This window comes from Paraflavitalea pollutisoli (genome assembly GCF_029360705.1).
Taxonomy (GTDB): Bacteria; Bacteroidota; Bacteroidia; order Chitinophagales; family Chitinophagaceae; genus Paraflavitalea; species Paraflavitalea pollutisoli.
Window position 1 is genome coordinate 1,724,811 of sequence record NZ_JARKMX010000008.1, and the last position, 19,900, is coordinate 1,744,710.

14 protein-coding genes are annotated in these 19,900 nt (G+C 52.8%); 8 read left to right on the forward strand and 6 right to left on the reverse strand.

Annotated features, from left to right (window positions below):
* The first annotated feature begins 111 nt into the window (after window positions 1-111).
* Window positions 112-2,574: a DUF5686 and carboxypeptidase regulatory-like domain-containing protein gene (locus P2W70_RS20595; RefSeq protein WP_276483407.1), complete on the forward strand. Its 2,463-nt coding sequence runs from the start codon at window positions 112-114 to the stop codon at window positions 2,572-2,574.
* Between the two features lies 1 nt (window position 2,575).
* Here P2W70_RS20595 and P2W70_RS20600 read toward each other — a convergent pair whose 3' ends face one another.
* Complete coding sequence (locus P2W70_RS20600; RefSeq protein ID WP_276483408.1) at window positions 2,576-3,250, reverse strand: GDSL-type esterase/lipase family protein; 675 nt, start codon at window positions 3,248-3,250, stop codon at window positions 2,576-2,578.
* 124 nt (window positions 3,251-3,374) lie between these two features.
* Between P2W70_RS20600 and P2W70_RS20605 the strand changes: the two genes are divergently transcribed.
* From P2W70_RS20605 to P2W70_RS20620, 4 genes are all read left to right on the forward strand, one after another.
* Window positions 3,375-4,115: an energy transducer TonB gene (locus P2W70_RS20605; protein WP_276483409.1), complete on the forward strand. Its 741-nt coding sequence runs from the start codon at window positions 3,375-3,377 to the stop codon at window positions 4,113-4,115.
* A gap of 96 nt (window positions 4,116-4,211) precedes the next feature.
* Entirely contained in the window at window positions 4,212-5,312 is a 1,101-nt protein-coding gene (locus P2W70_RS20610; protein ID WP_276483410.1) for a hypothetical protein, read from the forward strand.
* A 1,022-nt stretch (window positions 5,313-6,334) separates the two neighbouring features.
* Window positions 6,335-7,591 carry a T9SS type B sorting domain-containing protein gene (locus tag P2W70_RS20615; protein WP_276485383.1) on the forward strand — a complete coding sequence of 419 codons (1,257 nt, stop codon included), beginning with the start codon at window positions 6,335-6,337 and terminating at the stop codon, window positions 7,589-7,591.
* 113 nt (window positions 7,592-7,704) lie between these two features.
* Entirely contained in the window at window positions 7,705-8,298 is a 594-nt protein-coding gene (locus P2W70_RS20620; RefSeq protein ID WP_276483411.1) for a hypothetical protein, read from the forward strand.
* Window positions 8,299-8,371: 73 nt separating this feature from the next.
* Here the strand turns inward: P2W70_RS20620 and P2W70_RS20625 are convergent, their stop codons facing one another.
* Window positions 8,372-9,499 carry a serine hydrolase domain-containing protein gene (locus P2W70_RS20625; RefSeq protein ID WP_276483412.1) on the reverse strand — a complete coding sequence of 376 codons (1,128 nt, stop codon included), beginning with the start codon at window positions 9,497-9,499 and terminating at the stop codon, window positions 8,372-8,374.
* 171 nt (window positions 9,500-9,670) lie between these two features.
* Window positions 9,671-10,243, reverse strand: coding sequence for a GNAT family N-acetyltransferase (locus tag P2W70_RS20630; RefSeq protein ID WP_276483413.1), 573 nt, complete (start codon window positions 10,241-10,243; stop codon window positions 9,671-9,673).
* Between the two features lie 215 nt (window positions 10,244-10,458).
* Between P2W70_RS20630 and P2W70_RS20635 the strand changes: the two genes are divergently transcribed.
* Window positions 10,459-11,031, forward strand: a complete 573-nt coding sequence (locus tag P2W70_RS20635) for a hypothetical protein (RefSeq protein ID WP_276483414.1) — start codon at window positions 10,459-10,461, stop codon at window positions 11,029-11,031.
* A gap of 110 nt (window positions 11,032-11,141) precedes the next feature.
* Here the strand turns inward: P2W70_RS20635 and P2W70_RS20640 are convergent, their stop codons facing one another.
* Window positions 11,142-12,632 carry a TlpA family protein disulfide reductase gene (locus P2W70_RS20640; RefSeq protein WP_276483415.1) on the reverse strand — a complete coding sequence of 497 codons (1,491 nt, stop codon included), beginning with the start codon at window positions 12,630-12,632 and terminating at the stop codon, window positions 11,142-11,144.
* 50 nt (window positions 12,633-12,682) lie between these two features.
* Entirely contained in the window at window positions 12,683-13,180 is a 498-nt protein-coding gene (locus P2W70_RS20645; RefSeq protein WP_276483416.1) for a hypothetical protein, read from the reverse strand.
* A 388-nt stretch (window positions 13,181-13,568) separates the two neighbouring features.
* On the opposite strand from P2W70_RS20645, the gene rsgA reads away from it, so the two are divergent.
* Window positions 13,569-14,630, forward strand: coding sequence for a ribosome small subunit-dependent GTPase A (gene rsgA, locus P2W70_RS20650; protein WP_276483417.1), 1,062 nt, complete (start codon window positions 13,569-13,571; stop codon window positions 14,628-14,630).
* A gap of 96 nt (window positions 14,631-14,726) precedes the next feature.
* Here rsgA and P2W70_RS20655 read toward each other — a convergent pair whose 3' ends face one another.
* A complete protein-coding gene (locus P2W70_RS20655) occupies window positions 14,727-15,491 on the reverse strand; it encodes a helix-turn-helix transcriptional regulator (protein WP_276483418.1) in 765 nt (254 codons plus the stop codon).
* Window positions 15,492-15,690: 199 nt separating this feature from the next.
* Between P2W70_RS20655 and P2W70_RS20660 the strand changes: the two genes are divergently transcribed.
* Complete coding sequence (locus tag P2W70_RS20660) at window positions 15,691-19,812, forward strand: hybrid sensor histidine kinase/response regulator transcription factor (RefSeq protein WP_276483419.1); 4,122 nt, start codon at window positions 15,691-15,693, stop codon at window positions 19,810-19,812.
* Window positions 19,813-19,900 lie beyond the last annotated feature (88 nt).

The following is a 19,900-nucleotide window of genomic DNA, read 5'->3' on the forward strand; positions in this document are numbered from 1 at the left end:
ACCATCCCAACCTTTGGCACCGGCTGGTCCGTCACAGAAAAGAACAGTTTTACCAATTCCTTAAGACAATCTTTGACCGAAAAACCACATTTTGAGCCCGCAAACCAACCCATGCCACGCAACTGCTTATTAACCCTTGTACTATTAACAGGAAGCCTTACTGGCTGGACACAGGTCTTTACCGTCTCCGGCCGCATCACCAACGCACAACGCGAACCCCTCGCCTACGTCAGCATTCAGGTAAAAGAATTGCAACGGGGCACCGTCACCGATGCCGATGGTAAATACGAGCTACAACTGGAAGCAGGGAAATACGATCTACTCATTACCATGGTCGGTTACCAGGGCCGCAAGATCACCCTGGTGGTCGATAAGAACATCACCCAACACCTCATCCTGGAAGCCGGTGAATCCAGCTCACTGTCGGAGATCACGGTGCGGGCCCGTACCAAAGATCGGGCGGAAGAATACATCCGCCAGGTGATCCGTAACAAAGCTCGCCTGCTCGACGCCATTGGCCCTTATAGTTGCGAAGCGTATATCCGTGCCATAAAAAAAGACTCAACAGCCAGGCCACCCAAACGCGCCCGTCCCGATACCAGTGAGCGACAAACGATGGTGCGCGATTTCAACCGAACGGCGATGGCTGAGATCTCTATGAAGTACGATCAGGGCAACGGCAAACAGGTACACGAAGAGCGGACCGGCGTAAGCCGCAGAGGTAATCCCGACGGCCTCTTCTACCTCTCGCTCACCGATGGCGACTTCAACCTCTACCACAACAGCCTGCACATACGCAAACTGTCGGCCATACCGTTTATTTCTCCCGTCAGTTACAGCGGACTGCTCGCTTACCGCTTCAAAACGGTCACCACCGAAAAAGAGAATGGACGCAAACTATACACGATCAGTTTCCGCCCGCGACAACTCAGCAGCTCCGCCATGGAAGGCGAACTCGTGATCGAAGACAGTACCTGGGTTATCCGCACCGCCAGCTTCCAACTGCCGCGCTTTCACCTGCCGGAATACGATTACTTTGAAGTCAACCAGCAATACCAACCTGTGGGTGATTCGGCCTGGATGATCACCCGGCAAACCTTCACCTATTTTTCCAAACAGGGCAAAGGCAAGGTATCCGGACAAACCACCGTCAACTACCATCACTTCGAATTACAGAAAACATTTCCCAAAGGATATTTCAGCAATGAGGTGAGTGCCACGACGGAAGAAGCCTACAAACGCGACAGCAGTTTTTGGGAAGCCACACGTACCGAACCATTGACACCACAGGAGGTACAGTTTATCAGGTACAAGGACAGTATCTACCACGCCACGCATACCAAAACCTATCTCGACTCGCTGGACCGACTCACCAATAAGGTCACCTGGAAAAAGATTGTCTTCATGGGGCAGCTCATCTATAACCGGGAGAAAGACCGCACCTGGGCATTGCCTACGCTGGTAGGCTTGTACCAGCCCATCAGTTTCGGCGGCGCTCGTATATTGCCCAGTATAGGCTATTGGCGTACCTATCCCAACAAGAAAACGATCCGCGTATGGGCCAACCTGAGTTATGGCCTGCGCAACAAGGACCTCAATGGCAGTGTTAGTGTCGCACACATGTACAATCCGTTCAACCGGGGTTATGTACGCGTATCGGGTGGCCGCGAGTTCCAGGCTGTATTTGCCGGTGATGCGTGGATCAACCAGCTCAAGCGCAGCAATGTGTACCTCAACAATGCCATCGGTGTAGCACATGGGCTCGAGATCGCCAACGGACTGTTCCTCCATACAGACCTCGACTTCGCCCTACGCCGGTCGGTAGCAGACTATAAGATCAACGATAAGATCGATAGCCTCTTTGGTGATATCCTGAAAGAGAACCAGGCCATTCCCTTCGAGCCGTACAATGCGCTATACGGAAAGATCAAACTGGCCTACACACCCGGACAGCGTTATATCCGCGAGCCGCGGCAGAAAACGATCCTGGGGTCCGACTGGCCCACCTTCTACGCCCTCTGGCGCAAAGGCATTCCCGGCCTATTAGGCAGCAAGGTCGATTTCGATTACCTCGAGTTTGGTATCGAGCAACAATTCGCCCTGAGCCATGCCGGTGTCTCCAACTACAGTGTGCTCACCGGCAGCTTCCTCAACCAGCGCGACCTGCGCCTGGTCGATTATAAATTCCAGCGGCGCGGTGATCCAATCCTCTGGCTCAACCCACAGGAGGCCTTTCAATCGCTCGATTCCACCTTCCCCGTCTTCCGTCGTTTTTACCAGGCGCATTACCTGCACGAATTCAATGGTTACCTGCTGAATAAAATACCCTTGCTGAAGAAGCTGGAACTACGGGAAGTAGCCGGCGGTGGCTTCCTGGTGGCCCCTGAACGCAACCTGCGGTACGGCGAAGTATTTGCCGGTATTGAACGGGTATTCAAATGGCCCTTTGCGCCGCTGGCTAAGTTCAAGCTCGGTGTATATGTGGTAGGTTCGGTCGCCAACCAATTCAGAAACCCTGTGCAATTTAAGGTGGGCATCACCAGCTGGGACCGGATCAACCTAAAATGGCGATAGTTTACAGGTAGGGTTTCAATATGCCTGCCCAAACCTTGTATCCATCCGCCGTCAGGTGAAGCCCGTCCATCGTGTAGTTTTTGTTCAACTTGCCTTCACCATCCTGGAAAGCTTTGTTGAGCTCGATGAGCGTGACCTTTTCTTCGGCAGCGATCTTCCGGATGCCTTCGTTCACGGCCGCGATATGCTCGTCTTTGTTGTAGTGGTTCTTAAACTGGGTGAAAGTATTGTTCACCGGCAACAAGGTTTGCACGTGGATCTTCGTTTTCGGTGAAGCCGTTTTGATCGTCTGTACGATCTTCCGGTAATTGGCGATGATGAGACTATCGGGGGTATTGTGCTGGATATCGTTGATACCGATCAGCAAAAACACTTTGGCGGGCTGGCCTTCGGTCACTTCATCGAGCCGCGCCAGGATGCCATAGGTGATATCGCCCGATATACCGCGATTGCGGGCGTTGGGATTGCCCAGCAGCTCGGCCCAGTCTGTACCAGCCGTAATGCTGTTGCCCAGGAAAATAATGTCTTTGGTGGAGTTGGGATAACTCCGGAATTGGGCCGCTTTGATGGCATAGGCACCAGGCCGGTAATCGGGATTGGCGGTGGCGGCAGATGTTTGTGCAGTGGTCGTGAAGCAGCTGCCACCCAAAAGAGCAGCCAGTAAAAGGTGTTTCATGGTAACAGGCAATATTTGTGGCCGCCAAGATAAGACATCGACGCTTATTATGTACTACATATGCCGCAGGTATTTGCAAATCAAGCGTTAATTACCTATAATTGCTGTCAAATCCATTAACCTCATGAAACCAACCTCTGTTTCCCTGGCACTACTCATTGCCTTACAGGCCAATTCCCAAACGACACCTTTGCAGCAAATCGCCATCACCACCGGCACGGCCCGGGAACGTGTCAACAAGACCTTTTCCATCCAGGCCGGTAAAGATTCCGTCAAACAAGGACGCTACGAAGAAAGTCATGGCGATGCCAATCAATTCCAGGTAGCCGGTCAATATCAAAGCAACCAGAAAGACGGTGTGTGGGAGCGCAAGTACAAGGGCCGCGTCGTATCCCGCAAACAATACAAAAAAGGGGAAAGAGTGGGCAACTGGGAATTTTTCAACCAGGAAACACCCGATTTTCAATACGACCCGGCCAACAATGCCGTCTTTAACCTGCAGGAAGACACGGCCGCCTATTACTATTACACCACTGCCGGCACCTGGGTGAAGGACCAACTCGATATTACCCCCACCCCGCTGATGTCCAAATACGAGTGGCTGGGCTGGATGAGCACCAAACTGCGTTACCCCTACGAAGCCATCGACAAAAACATACAAGGCAAAGTGTTGGTAGAAATGACGATTGATGAGTATGGCAACGTGATCAACTACCAGGTCAGCGCGCCTGCGCATCCGTTGCTGGATCAAGAGGCCCTGCGGCTAGTGAAAGAATTCGGGTTCGAGTTTGTGCCAGCGCTGAAAAACGGCATGAAGGTGCGTACCAAATTTACCATGCCCGTTGTGTTCAAATTACAAGAATAAACATACAGCCCCCTTCGGGGCGGTTCGTTGTTAAGAACGGCAACGGGCATTTGACCGATGCACGATTTTGCCTAACTTGGTAGCAGAACCCTATCAATGAAAAATGTCCTGCTGTTCTTGATGACGATGATCGGATATAAAGCCGCAGCGGCTGCCGATTTTGTCGTCACCACCAATGCAGACAGCGGTCCGGGTTCGCTGCGCACCGCCATCCTGCAGGCCAATGCCAACGGCACAGCTTCACCCGATCTCATTCGTTTCAACCTACCCGTCACAACAGTCGCCGGCCGCACCATCTACCTCAACAGTAGCCTGCCGACGCTCACCTCGTACATCACCATCGATGGCAGTACACAAGTTGGTGCCCCATTCGGCATTAGTTTAGCGCGAGTAGTCCTCGTCGCGCCCAATGTATCACCATTCATTTATGTGCTCATCGACAAGGCTACCAACGTCAATCTATATGGACTTTGTTTCCGCTCTATGGGTGATCCCACCATGTCCGACCGCGACCACTACGCCATCGGCCTCAAGGGCAGCAGTCATATTTCCATAGGGACGATCAACAAAGGCAATCTCTTCACGGGGGTACGCAATGCCATCACCAATAAGTTCTGGGATCATCAGGGAGATTCCGCCATCGATATCACCATACAGGGTAATGTGTTCGGTATGCAGGCCGACAATACCCCGTCCAAAGGCGGCAATATTACCCTTACCCAGGCAGCTAACCTGACCATTGGGGCCGATGATCCCTCCTACGGCAATGTATTCGTCGGCTGCATCGTCGACATCACCCAATCACCCAACAGCAGTCATGCCTTCTTTGCCGATATCCGGTTAAACAGGTTCAACCTCGACTGGACCTCCACCATCTCCTACAAACTCCCCGGAGGCCTTTACCTGGCGGGCAACAACAACGATAGCCGTCATACCACTAAAACACAATTGGTCGGCAATCATTTCATCAGTACAGCCGGCGGCATCGTATATCCAAACTATTGCACAAAGCCATCATTACCGGCAACAAGCTGGGCATCGATCCGGCCGGCCCCAGTTGCCAGACACCCACCGACATCAGTTTCCAAAACTGCGTCGACGTACAGCTGGGTGGCCATGCCCCACAAGAACAAAATAGTATCGCCGGTACCATTACCACCCAACGGCAGGGTATACACATCATCAAGAACCAACTGACCAATATCCGGATGGCCGGGTATGTCGACGGCGATCCTTTTGTTGCCATTACTAGCTATGACAATGGTACCATCACGGGTACGGCCATTCCCGGATCGAAGATCCAGTTGTACACCAACGACTGCCAGGCGTCTTGCGTGGGCAAGAACTGGCTGGCTTCCGTCACCGCCGACGCAGCCGGTAAATGGCATTTTCCATACACCGCCGCCATGCCCAACCTTGCGGCTACTGCTACCACGCCCGACAGTGCCACGTCTGTATTTTCTACCGTTGCCATCGACCAGCAACAGGTAGTGGTAAAACATGCCATTTGTTCCCGGCCAACGGGCACCATCACCGGCATCAACGTGCGGCAGGGCACCCATATCACCTGGACCCAGTCGGGTAATACATTGAGCACTACCCCCCAGTTAAAAGACGTGGTCCCGGGCACCTATACTTTACGTGTTGCCAATGGCGCCAATGGATGTGACTGGCAGGCCAACTATACCATCGACGATATTATTCCACCGTCCGGTTACAATGCTAAAATGGAATACGCGTATTGCGGACAAAACATCGGTTCACTCTGGGTACAACCAGCGCCCTATCTATCCTACCAATGGATGAACAGCCGGCAGGAAATCGTCGCCGGCAGCAACAGCATGAAAGATCTTTACCCCGATAGCTACTACCTCAAAGCCTGGGTAACGGACGACCCTACCTGTAATAAAACATATGGCCCTTACAAGGTGCTGAACATAAACGGTCCCACTATTGAGCCAGGTATCGGTATACAATCCGCCACCTGTGGCAAAGCCAACGGCAGTATTACCGGCATTATCTTTTCCAATGTACAGGGCAGGATGTTTCACCAGTGGATCAACGAGCAAGGGCAGGTCATGGCCACCAACAGTGCCCTGAACAATGCACCACCCGGCCGCTACCGGCTAAAGTATAAGGACGACGCCATCTGCGATACCGCCTATGGTCCCTGGCATACCATTCCGAATGCAGGCGATATTACCGTCGATCTATCTGGCATGACCATCGCCCCGGCCAAATGCAGCGGCGCCGGTGGTGCCATCACGGGTATCAACGTTACCAATGCCGGTAATTATCAGTGGTTCGATACCGTCAACCACCTCGTAGGCCAGGGACTCGATGTATACAACCTGCCCGCTGGAAAATATCGTTTGAAAGTAACCAATGCAACAGGCTGCGAGACATCCACCACCAACCTTACCATACGGGTAGCCAGTTTTATACCCATCAGCGTCGTAGACGTGGATACAGATTCTGAAAAATGCAACGGACGCAATGCCTTTGCACAACCCAGGTCGTTCACCAACGACTCGACCTTGTATACGTATCGGTGGATCGACCCACACAGCGGGCAAACACTTGGCACCAATACAGGCTTGTACAATCTCCCTACCGGCAGTTATCACCTGCTGGCAACCGACACCAACCATTGCGAAAGCCAGATCTATTCCGTGGGACTGGGCGCTTATCCCGCACCCATAATCGACGCCAGCAAAGTGGTCGTCACCCACGACGCCTGCAACCAGGCGCTGGGCAGCATCCGGGGCCTGCAGGTCAGTGGTACGATCGGCGCCGTCACCTACACCTGGCGTGATGAAACAGCCGCCATCGTGGCGAATACCCTGTCACTCACCAACGCGAAGGCAGGCCACTACTCGCTTACAGTAGACAACCCACAGCTCTGCACCGTCGTATCGAATGCATTGTCTATCACGAACAGTAATACCAACCTGCTACCCCCACCCTATGACGACCTGGTGATACCGCGCCACCACGATGCCACCCTTCAGCTGAAAGGACCGGCAACAGGCAGCTACCGGCTATATGCCGATGCAGCCGCCACCCGGTTGCTCGAAGAGAACAACACCGGTCTGTTCGTACGAAAAAAGGTCGCGTCCGATACGGTTTATTATGTACAACACGCAGTGGGTGATTGTACCCCATCGACAAGTCGCATTGGGATCCGTGTAGTTGACGAATCCTTTTTCTCCATCCCCAATGCCTTTACACCCAACAACGACGGCAACAACGATCGTCTCCACATCCGCATCACGGGCCTCCTCCAACTAAAATACTTCCGTGTATACAGTCGCTGGGGACAGCTGGTCTTTGAAAGCCGCCAACTGAACGAGGGCTGGGATGGTAACTGGCAGCAGAAACCGCAACCCACCGGCACCTATGTTTGGATCGCCGAAGGCACCGATATACTGGGCAAACCTATCCGGCAAAAAGGCCAGGTACTGCTGCTCAGGTAATACCACCCAATAGCAATAACGGCCCTACGACTACCTCCGGCATTGAATATGCCAGTCCCCCTTGCATTATCCAAACAACCGCCTTACATTAGCACGCGAAACATCCAACCCCATTGAAAAACAACTCCACCTGGCGTGCGCAATTCGAAGCCAAATCGGGCGACTCGATCGCACTGGCAGGTTTTGGTTACCTGCCGGGTATCGCCATCGAAAACAGCAAATTGACGTCTAAACTGTACTACAGCGCAGGCAGCAAAACCATCTCCATCACCTCCAATAAGGCAGAGCCGGTAAAGACCAATGACCACGCTACCTTATTCTGCCAGCAGCCCTGGTATGTAACACCCGAAGCAGCTGGCGCCGACCTGCTCAATTATGAAGAGTGGGAATACGTAAACGGACAGGAAATACGTTATACCGTCGACAGCGTCACGATAACCATGAGTAAGAATGGTACTTATCTCGTGCAGCGCTTTTCAAAAGGGAAGCTGAAAACAGCCGAACTGGCCAAATGGCAGTGGCATAGCACCAAGCCGGATCATTTTGTTTACGAGTGGGACGACCGTCCGTTCAGCGATGACAACAACAGTGTACAGATCACAGAACTGACGGCCAGCATCCTGAAGATCACAGAAGTCTCAGACAATAATGGCGGTGGTATCTCCGATTCGTACAAGATCGTGCTGAAGCCAGCCATCAGAAAATAATTCTATTAGTAGCACAGACCGCCCTGCGCCTGGCCTTCACCAGGTATGCGGGGCGGTTCTTTTTTGCACGTGTTTATTGAATGAGGTATTTGTAGAGACATTGTACGAAAGGCTTCAGTCCACCCGGCACCGGCGATTGATACCCATTGGTGATCACCACGATGCCGAATTTCTTTTTCGGCTGAAAGAACATCATACTGTAAAGACCGTAGGCAGAACCGGTATGCCCGGTCATCTTTTCGCCGGGTATCAGCGAATCGGTTTGCAGCAGTGCCAACCCATAGCCCTCTTTGTCCGAATAAGGCGTTTGCATGAGACGCGCACTTTTCTTCGAGATCAAGCGCTTGCCTTGCGTTTTTCCCTGGTTCATGTGGAGCATCATGTAGCGTGCCAGATCAGGCGCACTGATCTTCATGCCCCCGGTTGGCGAAAAGATGGGCACACTGTACCCCATGGTATATTGGGCGATCTCGGCACTGCGGGGTGCGTACGCCATGGGGGCAGCAACAAGACGGCCCGAATCGGCATTGTATTCATACAAGGTAGCAAAGCGCGACGCGTCCAGCGAGTCCACACAATAACCACCATACAAGCCCAACGGATCGAGGATATGGTGTTTTACGTATTGATCGAAGCGCTCCCCCGACAACCTTTCCAGGATCGTGCCGGCCAGGTTGAAGTTGAGGTTGCAATACATATAACCACCATCGGGCGCATAGTTATTGTAACATTTCGCCCAATTGGGGTTCTTATCAGGATTGATGGCATCGAGGGTAAAATAGCCCTGGCTGTCATTGATGCCCGACTTGTGCGACAGCAACATTTTCAACGTGATCTTTTGATCGGGATACTGCGGGTTCCTGACCCGGAAGCCGACCAGCTCACTCACATCATCCTCCAGCGATACCTTTTTCCGTTCTACCAGTTGCATCAGCGAAGTAGCCGTGAAGGATTTCGAGATGGAAGCAATGCGGAACAGGCAATCATCTGTCAATGGGGTTTGTGATTCGATATTTTTTAACCCGAAAGAATGCGTGTAGAGGAGTTGATTGTTTTTGACGACAGCGACGGATATGCCAGCCACTTTTGCCTGCTGCATCAGTTGCCGTATGCCAGCTTCGGCACTGTCGATCTGGGCCGTAGCGCCCGCACTGGCGAACAATAAAAATACAAATAAAGGGATCGATAGCAGCCGGATCATAAGCAGTGGTTAAGCCGGAAAGCTATTAAAACAAAGTCGATCCGCCAATACAATTTCCTACCTTGCAGGTTATTGCATACCTCGTACAATAAGCGCACCCAACAGCATCATTCAACCGCATAATACAGCCATGAACTATCAGGTAAAAAACGTGGGTACTGCTATGACAGGTTATGGTTGTTGGTGGTCTTGCCTGGCTGGAAGGCCGGCATCTTTCCGCTGCTCCTCGTAGTCAGCCCGCTGAATAGCATAGAGAAAATAAGGCTTGGGCACACTCCCCACTGGCGCGAAATCCATCTCCCCTACTTTCAGCGCACCTACCCGCCCCATCGCGATCTGCGAACGTACATTGGTAGCGCCTACATGAAAGAATACTGTATTCACATACTGAAAAGCATGATCGAGCATCAGTCGTTTCACCGCGGGATTAAATCCGGTACCCCAATACCGGGTGGCATAGAACGTATAGCCGATGGCCACGCTGCTTTCCTGTTCGTTGTAGTCATAATAGCGGGTACTGCCAGCCACCTCGCCACTTGCCTTGTCAAAAATCAGGAAAGCCCCTTTGCTCTCCAGGGCGACCGCAAAGAAAGACCGGAAGACGTCCTCTTGCCAACGGTCATTGCTGGGATGTTGCGCCCAGATGGCCGGATCGGCGGCCACAGCGTACAGGGCATCGAAATCCTGGTTGGTCAATGGCTGCAGCAACACGCGTTCTTTCTGCAATACTGGCTGAAGGGGCATATGCATGGTTATACTATTTATTGGTTCAAAAATAAGCACACTACCCGGGCCACAGGTAGACCGCTTGCCGGAATCCCGGTAGTCCGGTTAGCGCCCACCAGCGCCCAAACACTTCTTCGCATCCTGCCGCTGCTTCGGTAAACAGAATGTGCAGTTAATACTGCCCGCCATTTTCCCGGCCATCCCTGCTGCTACTTTTGAAAAAAAATACGGACATGAAGTGCAATTTCCCACTGGCCATTTTACTGGTCAGCCTTGTTTTGACGAGCAGTGCCTGCTCCAAAAATGACGATAACCCCGGCGATTACGGCAATCACCCACGCACGGCAGTACCTGACGACCTCGTAGGCTATTGGCTGGCCGGCTCTACCTCCATCGGCAATTTCTGGGGATATGATGGTAGCTACCAGGGCGCTGCATTTGAGCTGGCCACCGGTTACAGGTTATACAAAGACGGACGCGCCCGTGAATATTTTTACTATACCAGCACCGCTTACAATTGCCGCAGTCAGGTATTGGGCTATAAAGAAGGAACGGTAGAGGTTAGCCTCACCAACAACACCATTACCTTTTATCCGGCCAGTGGCAACTACCGCTCCTTTACCTGTAATGGATCGGGCAATGGTAAAGTCAAGCAGTATGGCAGCGCCGAACTCTATCCCACCAAAAAATCACAATACAAAGACATAGGGTTCACGAAAGAGAACGGAAAGATCAGCTCCTGGCATATAGCCTATTCCGATGGTTCCTCCCTCGACTTCGTCAAATCGCAGGAGCCGCAAAAATAGTTGAGCACAGCGACGGTTCACACACAGGCAGGCTGGCGTACAGCGCACTACTGCAGCAAAAAGCCCCGCAACGTAGCGGGGCTTTTGTAATATCGGAAACAGGCAACCACCTATGATTTCAGTGCTTCCAGCAATTGCTGGTACAAGGCTTCCTTGGATCGTGGCTCCTTCGCTTCCGCCAACACCATCTTGCCATCTTTGAACAGCACATAACGGGGAATGGCCAGTATTTCCTTTTTATTGAACAGGCGGAAGATGTCTTCGTTCAGCTTTTTGGAGGCACGTACATGATACCCTTTCAGCTTGTAGAACTTGATCATGTTTTTCCATTGGGCATCTACCGCATCTCTGTCGATCGACACATACAGCATGGCGATATTGTTCTTATCCAACATGGCCTTCAGGTCCGGACTATAGGCAAACTCTTCTTTACAGGGTCCGCACCAGGTGGCCCACAGGTCCATGAAAACTGCCTTGCCTTTGAAACGGGCTACCAGGTCATCGACAGTATTGATGGCCGCATATTGCTCCACGAATTGCTGATCGGGAGAGAAATCGGTGTTGTGGGTAGCCAGAAACACCTTCACGTCTTCGATACCAGGCTCCAGCAACGGGATATAAACGCTTTTCGGATAGCGCTTCACAAAAGCAGCATACAATCCGGGAATGATCGTCTCGTATCGTTTTTCCAATACCATCAGCTGCAGCAGGCTGGCTACCTGAAATTCCCGCATCGGCTCTTGTTTCACATGTGCGTCGATGGCATTGTACCAGGCCTGCTGCGCGTCATCATCGTTCTTGGACACTTTATAGGTGCCCCTGGACTGCTCCAAAAAATAAACGTAATACCAGTTGTTGATGACGTACCAATAGTTGAAGTAAGTATCATTGGCGGCGGTGGCCATATTGCGCGGATCACTGATGGCCAGCACATCCTGCCAGTGATTTTCAACCGCACGTAGTTTCGACGCATCAAACCGCGCACTGTCTTTGTGGAATACCAGCGCCCGTACTGGTGCCATGAGGGTAGTCGTGAGTACCGACGCATAATAATTCCGCACCATCTGTTCTGTGTAGGTATAGAATACCTGGTCAATCGCTTTTTTGGCCAGCAATTGCCGGAAAGGCTGCAGGCAGCTGTCGATCTCCCGCAAGGCCTTATCACGGTTGTGTTCAAACACAGTATCCTGCTTGTACAATCGCATGCCGCGCCCCTGGAAATTATCAAACTGCAGCAAGCCCAACGCTTCCTGACCGGCCGCATCAGCCCCTTCCACGATCACAGGCCTTTGCACCTGACCGGGATCAACTGTAACCTTATAATTTTTGCCCGGCTTTACGAAAAGCCGGTATATTTTTCCCTTGTAATGAAACGTATAGGGTCCTGCTTTCTTTTGTGTATTGGGCAACACCAATTCACCGTGCGCGTTTAGCGTATCGGCAGCAGGGAAATCGATAAATACTTTTCCATCGAGCGGTTTGGTTACCGTCACAGCGCCTCCCGGCGCATCGGGCACTTTAAAAACGATAGCAGGCTTCGATTGAGCAGCAGCCACACCATAACTACAGGCGGCGACAAACAGGCAGGCAATCCATTTCATACCCACAATATACAGGAGCAACCTCATCCTACCCAACAGGTCGTGTATATTTAAGCAGATTTAAACGTGGTGACCTTCGTTACCCGGTCCCGGCTCCTCGCCATACCCGTCAGCAACACCATCGCCAATACCACCAACACACACAAGCGTACGAGACTCAGTTGTTCCCATAGGCGGGCCTGGCGGGTGAGATCCGCATCGGCTACCTCACCATAGGTCGCAGTAATAATTGCGATCAGCGATGGTACAAAATACAGGAAAGTAATCACCAGTATGACCACATAACCGGTAAAAGCAATGCCTATCGAACCGGCACGGCCGGTCTTCCAGTGCAGGATCAGCGTCAGCGCAAACAAGATCAGGTTCACCGGGTGTATGATCTTCCAGAACAGTTCCGGTTTTAGTCCATAGGGTCCCTGAAACATACTCAACGATACGGGCGGCGCCGAAGACCACACCGGCACCACATTGAGGTGCTCATATACGGCGCCGCCGATCATGATGGCGAAACACAAACAATTCATGGCATATAAAACATCCTTCATCATAGCTATACATTTCCGCAAAGCTATTCCGGCCGCGCAGGGTGCACAATGCTCCCTTGTGCAAACAGGGGCAATCCTCGTATGGAACGTCAAAAACATGCTATGAACGGAAGTGGCCCATTCCTGTCAACCATGCGTTTGCGCAGCTGACGTCCACCCCGCCATCCCCACGTATGGGTATACCGGTTGCAATGGAATTTGTAGTATCTTTGTACCAGATGACACGCCAACTACCATATCATTTGCTGCCGATCATAGCTGCCTGACGCAGGCCCCTGAAGCTCTTGCAGCTTTAACTACCTTCTTTTACCTGCGTCTACAGATTCCAATTTATTTATTGTAACCGTCCCGCTGTGCCTATACGCACACGAGGGGAAAGAATTATACAACCATGTCGACACTACCGTCGTACGGATGGAATGAGCATTTCATACAATCATTCAATGCCCATTACACACAAGACCTGGAGGCAGCCAGGGTCATTTCCATACAGGGATTTAAACATATACTGATCACCGAAACAGGCGTGGCCGAGGCACAACTGGCCGGCGCCCTGCTCCACAGCCGCGAACAGGAAGCCTACCCCAAAGTGGGTGACTGGGTACTGGTCAAGCGCTATGAAGAAGAGGGCATCATCATCGACACCTTACCGCGCATCAACGAGCTCAGCCGCAAGGCACCGGGCACCAATAGCGCCCGACAAGTGCTCGCCGTCAACATCGATGCTGCATTGATCGTTCAGGGACTTGATCGCGACTTCAACCCCATGCGCCTGCAACGCTACCTGCACCAGATTGTCCAGTGCGGCATACGACCTATCGTTGTTCTGAACAAGTCAGACCTGGTACACGATCCGGAAACCTACCGGCAGCAGGTACTGAAACTGGGATACCATTGCCCGGTAGTGCTCACGAGTGCCCTGTACCCCACCCAACAACAGGACTGGACAAGTCAATACCTGTTGCCACAGCACACCTACATCCTGCTGGGATCATCGGGCGTAGGAAAAAGCACCTTGCTCAACGGTCTGCTGGGGTATCAACGTATGGAAGAAGGTGCTACCAGCACGGCTAACCACAAAGGCAGGCATACCACGACCACCCGGCAACTCGTTCAATTGCCCAATGGCAGCCTGCTCATCGATGCACCCGGCATGCGCGAACTGGGCATTACGGAAGAAGCGGGCAGCACCGGTATACCGCATCCCCTGATAGAACAGTTGGCGATACGTTGCCGGTTTGCCGATTGCTCCCACCAGCACGAGCCCGGCTGCGCGGTACTGGAGGCTATGCGCCAGGGCGACCTACCAGAACTGGTGTATCGCAGCTACAGCAAATTGCTGCGCGAGCAATACCATTTCCAGGCGAGCGTAGCAGATAAACGACGCAATGAGCGGCAGTTTGGCAAAATGGCCAAACAGGTCGCCAAACACCGCAAAGACAGGAAGTATTAAGGGCTTGCCCGCATCACCAAAAGCAAAAAGACTGAGCACCCTGCTCAGTCTTTTTGCTTAATTAGCTATCGCTGAAATCGCTCTGGCACACCAGCACTAGGCCGCGTCCTGCATTTTCTTGGTGCGTTGATAGGTAGCTGGCGTCACTTTATAATATTTGAGAAAAGATTTACCAAAACTGCTTTGCGAGGTGTACCCCAGCAGTTGCGCCACTTCAAACACTTTGTAGTTACCGGCTGCCAGCAAAGCGGCGGCCTGCTGCAACCGGATCTCATTGATCAGTTCATTGGGGGTCATATGGGTCACCTGTTTGATCTTGCGGTACAAGGTCGGCCGGCTCATGTGCATCAGCAGCGCGAGGCGGTCTACCGTCAGGTCCTTCCCGAACACATGGCCGCGCAGGCAGGCATGCAACTTTTGCAACAAAGATTCCTGTTCGCTCATCGCCGGCGCCGGCACCACCACCCGGTGCGCCATGACCCGTTTTTCCTTCAGCCGGTTGGCAATCAGGTGGCGCACCAGCATATCCAGGTGCTCCCGGAAGATCGCGCCCCCGATATGCTCATCGGCACCAGCTGCCAGGCAGCGCTGCCGCATCTCCGCACCGTCCACGCCGGTCACCATGACTACCGGCCGGTGTTCGCCGCCATCTCCGGTTTTTAACGACCGGCACCAGGAGCGGCCCCCATCTGCCAGGCCATCCGGCACCAGCAACACCAGCTGTATGGCGTGGCTACCAACGATCGACAATCCGGCCGCCAGGGTACGTGCCACATAGACACCATAGTCAACCGGCAGCTTGTCCCGCAATCTGTGCAAAAGGTCCCTGCTCGGACCGACGATCAAAATAGTACTGCGCATAGCAAATCGCTTACCCCACAAAACTACCCGGCCAGCCACCGGAGCGATGCTTCATTTGTTGAAAATGCTGCGACAAATGTTCTGAAACCGTAGCGGGTGAAGCGTTTCAGCGGGTAGCATTGTCTGATTAGGCTACATTACCTATTTTCGGGGAGTAAAACCGGGCCATGCCGTAACCCAGCCAGAACGATTGCTACCTATGTCTACAAAAAAAACTTTGCCCCTGCTCTTCCTGCTGCTGCTGACACTTATCGGACAGGCACAGACCGGCCATATCAACTTCACCTCCCTCACCCTCCGCGACGGACTTATTTCCAATTCCGTCAACGCCATCATCAAAGACCATTACGGACTGATGTGGTTTGCCACCGACGATGGCCTCAATAAATTCGACGGCACCAACTTTACTCAATACCGCCACCTCCCCGGCGTGCCCTCCAGCCTCCGGTCCAATGAGATACTGACCCTGCACGAAGACCCCGCCGGCAACCTCTGGATCGGTACCAGCGGTGGCGGCCTCAGTCTGTACGACCGCCGCCAGGACCTGTTTATCCATTACCCGACCGACGGAAAAACACCCGAATTACCGCCCAATGCTGTCGTCCGTGGCATCGACAGCGACCCATCCGGCCGCCTCTGGATCGCCCAGTACGAAAACCTGTTTCAACTGACACCCGGCAGAGCCAGCATCACCCGCATTGACCTGTCTTCCGCCGATCAGCAGCAACCCCTTACCCACGTATTCAACTGCCTATTCGTCGACAGCCGCCAAAGGGTATGGATCGGCGCCACCCAGGCACTGTACCTGTATGAACCAGCTACCCGCAAAGCGAGCCGGTTCCGGCATCATCCAGACAACCCGGCCAGCCTCAACAGCAACGACATCAAAGTCATTACAGAAGACAAGGCGGGCAATATCTGGATCGGCACCAGCAACGGCCTTTCCACGTTTAAAGCAGATGGGTCCGGCTTCATCAACTATCCCTACCTCAGCGGCCCCGCCTCCACCCTCATCAGCAATGAGATCACCAGCATCGCCGTCGATGAAACCGGCAAACTCTGGGTAGGCACCGTCCATGGACTCAGCATCGTGGACCCCGGCAAACAGCAGGTCGACAGCTATGTGCCACAAGATGGGAATATCCATAGCCTCACCAGCAAATTCATACGCTCCACCTACGTCGACAACCAGGGTATCTGCTGGATCGGCACCTTCCGTGGTGGTGTCAACAAATATGACCGTCACCTCAACCTGTTCGACTTTAAACTCAGCCAGTCCTTTTTCCCGCAAACCCGCAAAACCACCATCATCAGCGCCTTTGCCGAAACGCCGGATGGCAGCATCTATATCGGATCGGATGGCGGTGGCCTTTATCGTTTCAACCACAAAACCGAACAGGTTACCCCCATCGACCTCGGCCTGCCGGTCGACAGCAAACACCCCCTGTCGGTACTGGCACTTTGCCGTACGCGCGATAATAAATTATATGTTGGCACCTATGCCTGGGGCATCGTCGTCTTCGACCTGCAAACCGGCCACCGGCAATACCTTCGCCAGGCACCAGGCCCTGCCGACCTCAACTCCAACAATATTTTTTGTTTCAAAGAAGACAGCAACGGAGATCTGTGGGTAGGCACCAACGGCGAAGGCATCAACCTGCTCCGGAATGGCAAGGTCATCACCCGCTTTACGCCCACCCCTACCCCGGGAGCCACCAACGAGCAATTGCTGCCCCGCAACGGGTTTGTACGCGCCATAGAGGAAGACCTGGCGGGCAATATCTGGATCGGCTCGCACGGCGGGGGCATCAGTGTATACAATCCCAACAACCGGCAATGGACCAGCTACACCCAAACCAACAGCCAGTTGCCGAGCGATAAAGTGCAGGCCATGCTGCGCGACAGCAAAGGACATATCTGGATCGGCACCTTTGGTGAAGGCCTTAGTTACTACGATGAACAACAAAAAAACTTCATTACCTATACGGAAAAAGATGGGCTGCAAAACAATACCATTTACCAGGTGATCGAAGACCGCAACGGCCTCATCTGGGTGAGCACCAACACCGGCATCAGCAGCTTTGACCCCATCAATAAAACATTCCGCAACTACACCCACCTCAACGGTGTACAGAACAACAACTTTTCGCATGCAGCCGGCATCGCCCTCAGCGACGGACAACTGATCTTCGGCGGCATCGAGGGATTCAATTACTTCGATCCCGGAAAACTGGCCATTAACCGCAATGTACCACGGGTACTGATCACCGACCTGAAAATATCCAACAAGTCGGTACAACCCGGTGACGACGCCCCTATCCAGGAACATATCTCCGTAGCCAAAGAGATACACCTCGCGTACAAGCAGAATTTTGCCGTCAGCTTTGTAGCCCTCAACTACACCATACCGCGGCAAAATCATTATGCGTACAAATTAGAAGGCTTCGACAAGGACTGGAACTATACCGGCATCATCAACACCGCCTCCTATACCAACCTCGATCCGGGTGAATACACCTTCCGGGTAAAGGCCAGCAACAACGATGGCATCTGGAGTACGGAAGACAGTACCATCCGGATCTACGTACAACCGCCCTTCTGGCGTACCACCTGGGCTTATATCGCCTATGTACTGCTGGCAGCAGGTATATTGTTATACAGCCGCCGTGTAGGCATAGCCCGCCTCCGCAAGAAATTTCAACTGGAGCAGGAACGGCAGGAAGCCCAGCGCATCCGTGAACTTGACCGGCTGAAGATCAAATTCCTTACCAACCTCAGCCACGATTTCCGCACGCCCATCTCCCTCATCATGGGACCGGTTGACCAGCTGATCACCGGCGAAAACACCCCCAACCGGCTCGGCAAATTACAGATGGTCAAGCGCAACGCACGGCGCCTGCTCAACCTCGTCAACCAACTGCTCGACTTCCGCAAAATGGAAGAACACGAACTGCGCCTGCAACTCTCGCAGGGGGAATTCGTTTCTTTTGTAAAAGAAGTAACAGACTCGTTCATGGATTTTGCCGAACGCAAGAACATACAATTCCGCTTCAGCAGTACCTTGCCCGCACTGCCTGCCCTGTTTGACCACGACAAAATAGAACGTATTCTCTTTAACCTGTTGTCCAATGCCTTCAAGTTTACCCTCGAAGGCGGGCATGTCAGTGTATCGATCGACACACCCGTACGGACTGCCGCCCACGGCCAGCAATGGGTCAGCATCAAAGTACAGGACTCCGGCATCGGCATTCCCAAAGAACAACAGGAACAGATATTCGATCGCTTCTTCCAAACCAATACCACCGGCGCCGTGCTCAACCAGGGATCGGGCATCGGCTTGTCCATCACCAAAGAGTTCATCACCATGCAGGGCGGCATCATCACGGTAGACAGTGAACCCGGACAAGGCTCAGCCTTCACCCTGCAACTGCCCCTTACCCTGGCCGGGTTGCCGGAGGTAGCCGACCCACTGGCCACTGGCGATGACCAGCCGATACCGGAAGAGGAACCTACAGCCGCCATCCTCAGTTACGCATCCCCCGCAGACACCGACCAACCGGTTGTATTATTGGTGGAAGACAACGAAGACTTCCGTTTCTACCTTAAAGACAACCTGCGCCACCAATACAAAATACTGGAAGCCGTCAACGGAAAAGAAGGCTGGCAAAAAGCCCTGGCCCAACATCCACAACTGATCGTCAGCGATGTCACCATGCCCGAAATGGACGGCATCAGTCTCGTGCAAAAACTCAAGGCCGATAAACGTACCAGCCATATACCCGTCATCTTACTGACCGCCCTCACCGCCGAAGAACAACAACTGGCAGGCCTCAGTACCGGTGCCAACGACTACATCACCAAACCTTTCAATGTAGAGGTATTGCATGCGCGCATACGCAACCTGCTGCACCTCAACAACACCCTGAAGACTACCTATACAAAACAGATCAAGGTATTGGCGCCAGAGGTCAGTGTGACCACCGGCGATGAGAAACTACTCAACCGCATCGTTGCCTACCTCGAAGAGAACCTCACCAATTCACAATTATCTGTAGAAAGCCTGAGCCGCGAAGTAGGCATGAGCCGCAGCTCCCTCTACAACAAACTGCTGGAGCTGACCGGACAAACACCGGTCGAATACATCCGCGCCTACCGGCTCGACAAAGCCGCGGTGCTGTTGCAAAAAAGCGACATGACCATTGCAGAAATCGCTTACCAGGTGGGTTTCTCGACACCCAATTATTTCGCCAAATCATTCAAGGCAAAATTCAACCTGCTGCCTTCGGAATACATTACGCGGCACAAGAAAGGAGCTGTTTAGCCCTAACGTCTCAAAAAATACAGCAATAAGGGCCGACAAGCGATTGCTGGTCTTTTTTTATGGACATTAGTGCAGGTGCAATCCACCA

Excerpts from the sequence above, each read along its gene's own strand:
- P2W70_RS20600 (WP_276483408.1), bottom strand. The coding sequence starts at position 3,250 with ATGAAACACCTTTTACTGGCTGCTCTTTTGGGTGGCAGCTGCTTCACG.
- P2W70_RS20615 (WP_276485383.1), top strand. The coding sequence starts at position 6,335 with ATGACCATCGCCCCGGCCAAATGCAGCGGCGCCGGTGGTGCCATCACG.
- P2W70_RS20635 (WP_276483414.1), top strand. The coding sequence starts at position 10,459 with ATGAAGTGCAATTTCCCACTGGCCATTTTACTGGTCAGCCTTGTTTTG.
- P2W70_RS20605 (WP_276483409.1), top strand. The coding sequence starts at position 3,375 with ATGAAACCAACCTCTGTTTCCCTGGCACTACTCATTGCCTTACAGGCC.
- P2W70_RS20625 (WP_276483412.1), bottom strand. The coding sequence starts at position 9,499 with ATGATCCGGCTGCTATCGATCCCTTTATTTGTATTTTTATTGTTCGCC.
- P2W70_RS20645 (WP_276483416.1), bottom strand. The coding sequence starts at position 13,180 with ATGATGAAGGATGTTTTATATGCCATGAATTGTTTGTGTTTCGCCATC.
- P2W70_RS20640 (WP_276483415.1), bottom strand. The coding sequence starts at position 12,632 with ATGAAATGGATTGCCTGCCTGTTTGTCGCCGCCTGTAGTTATGGTGTG.
- P2W70_RS20655 (WP_276483418.1), bottom strand. The coding sequence starts at position 15,491 with ATGCGCAGTACTATTTTGATCGTCGGTCCGAGCAGGGACCTTTTGCAC.
- P2W70_RS20595 (WP_276483407.1), top strand. The coding sequence starts at position 112 with ATGCCACGCAACTGCTTATTAACCCTTGTACTATTAACAGGAAGCCTT.
- rsgA (WP_276483417.1), top strand. The coding sequence starts at position 13,569 with ATGTCGACACTACCGTCGTACGGATGGAATGAGCATTTCATACAATCA.
- P2W70_RS20610 (WP_276483410.1), top strand. The coding sequence starts at position 4,212 with ATGAAAAATGTCCTGCTGTTCTTGATGACGATGATCGGATATAAAGCC.
- P2W70_RS20630 (WP_276483413.1), bottom strand. The coding sequence starts at position 10,243 with ATGCCCCTTCAGCCAGTATTGCAGAAAGAACGCGTGTTGCTGCAGCCA.
- P2W70_RS20660 (WP_276483419.1), top strand. The coding sequence starts at position 15,691 with ATGTCTACAAAAAAAACTTTGCCCCTGCTCTTCCTGCTGCTGCTGACA.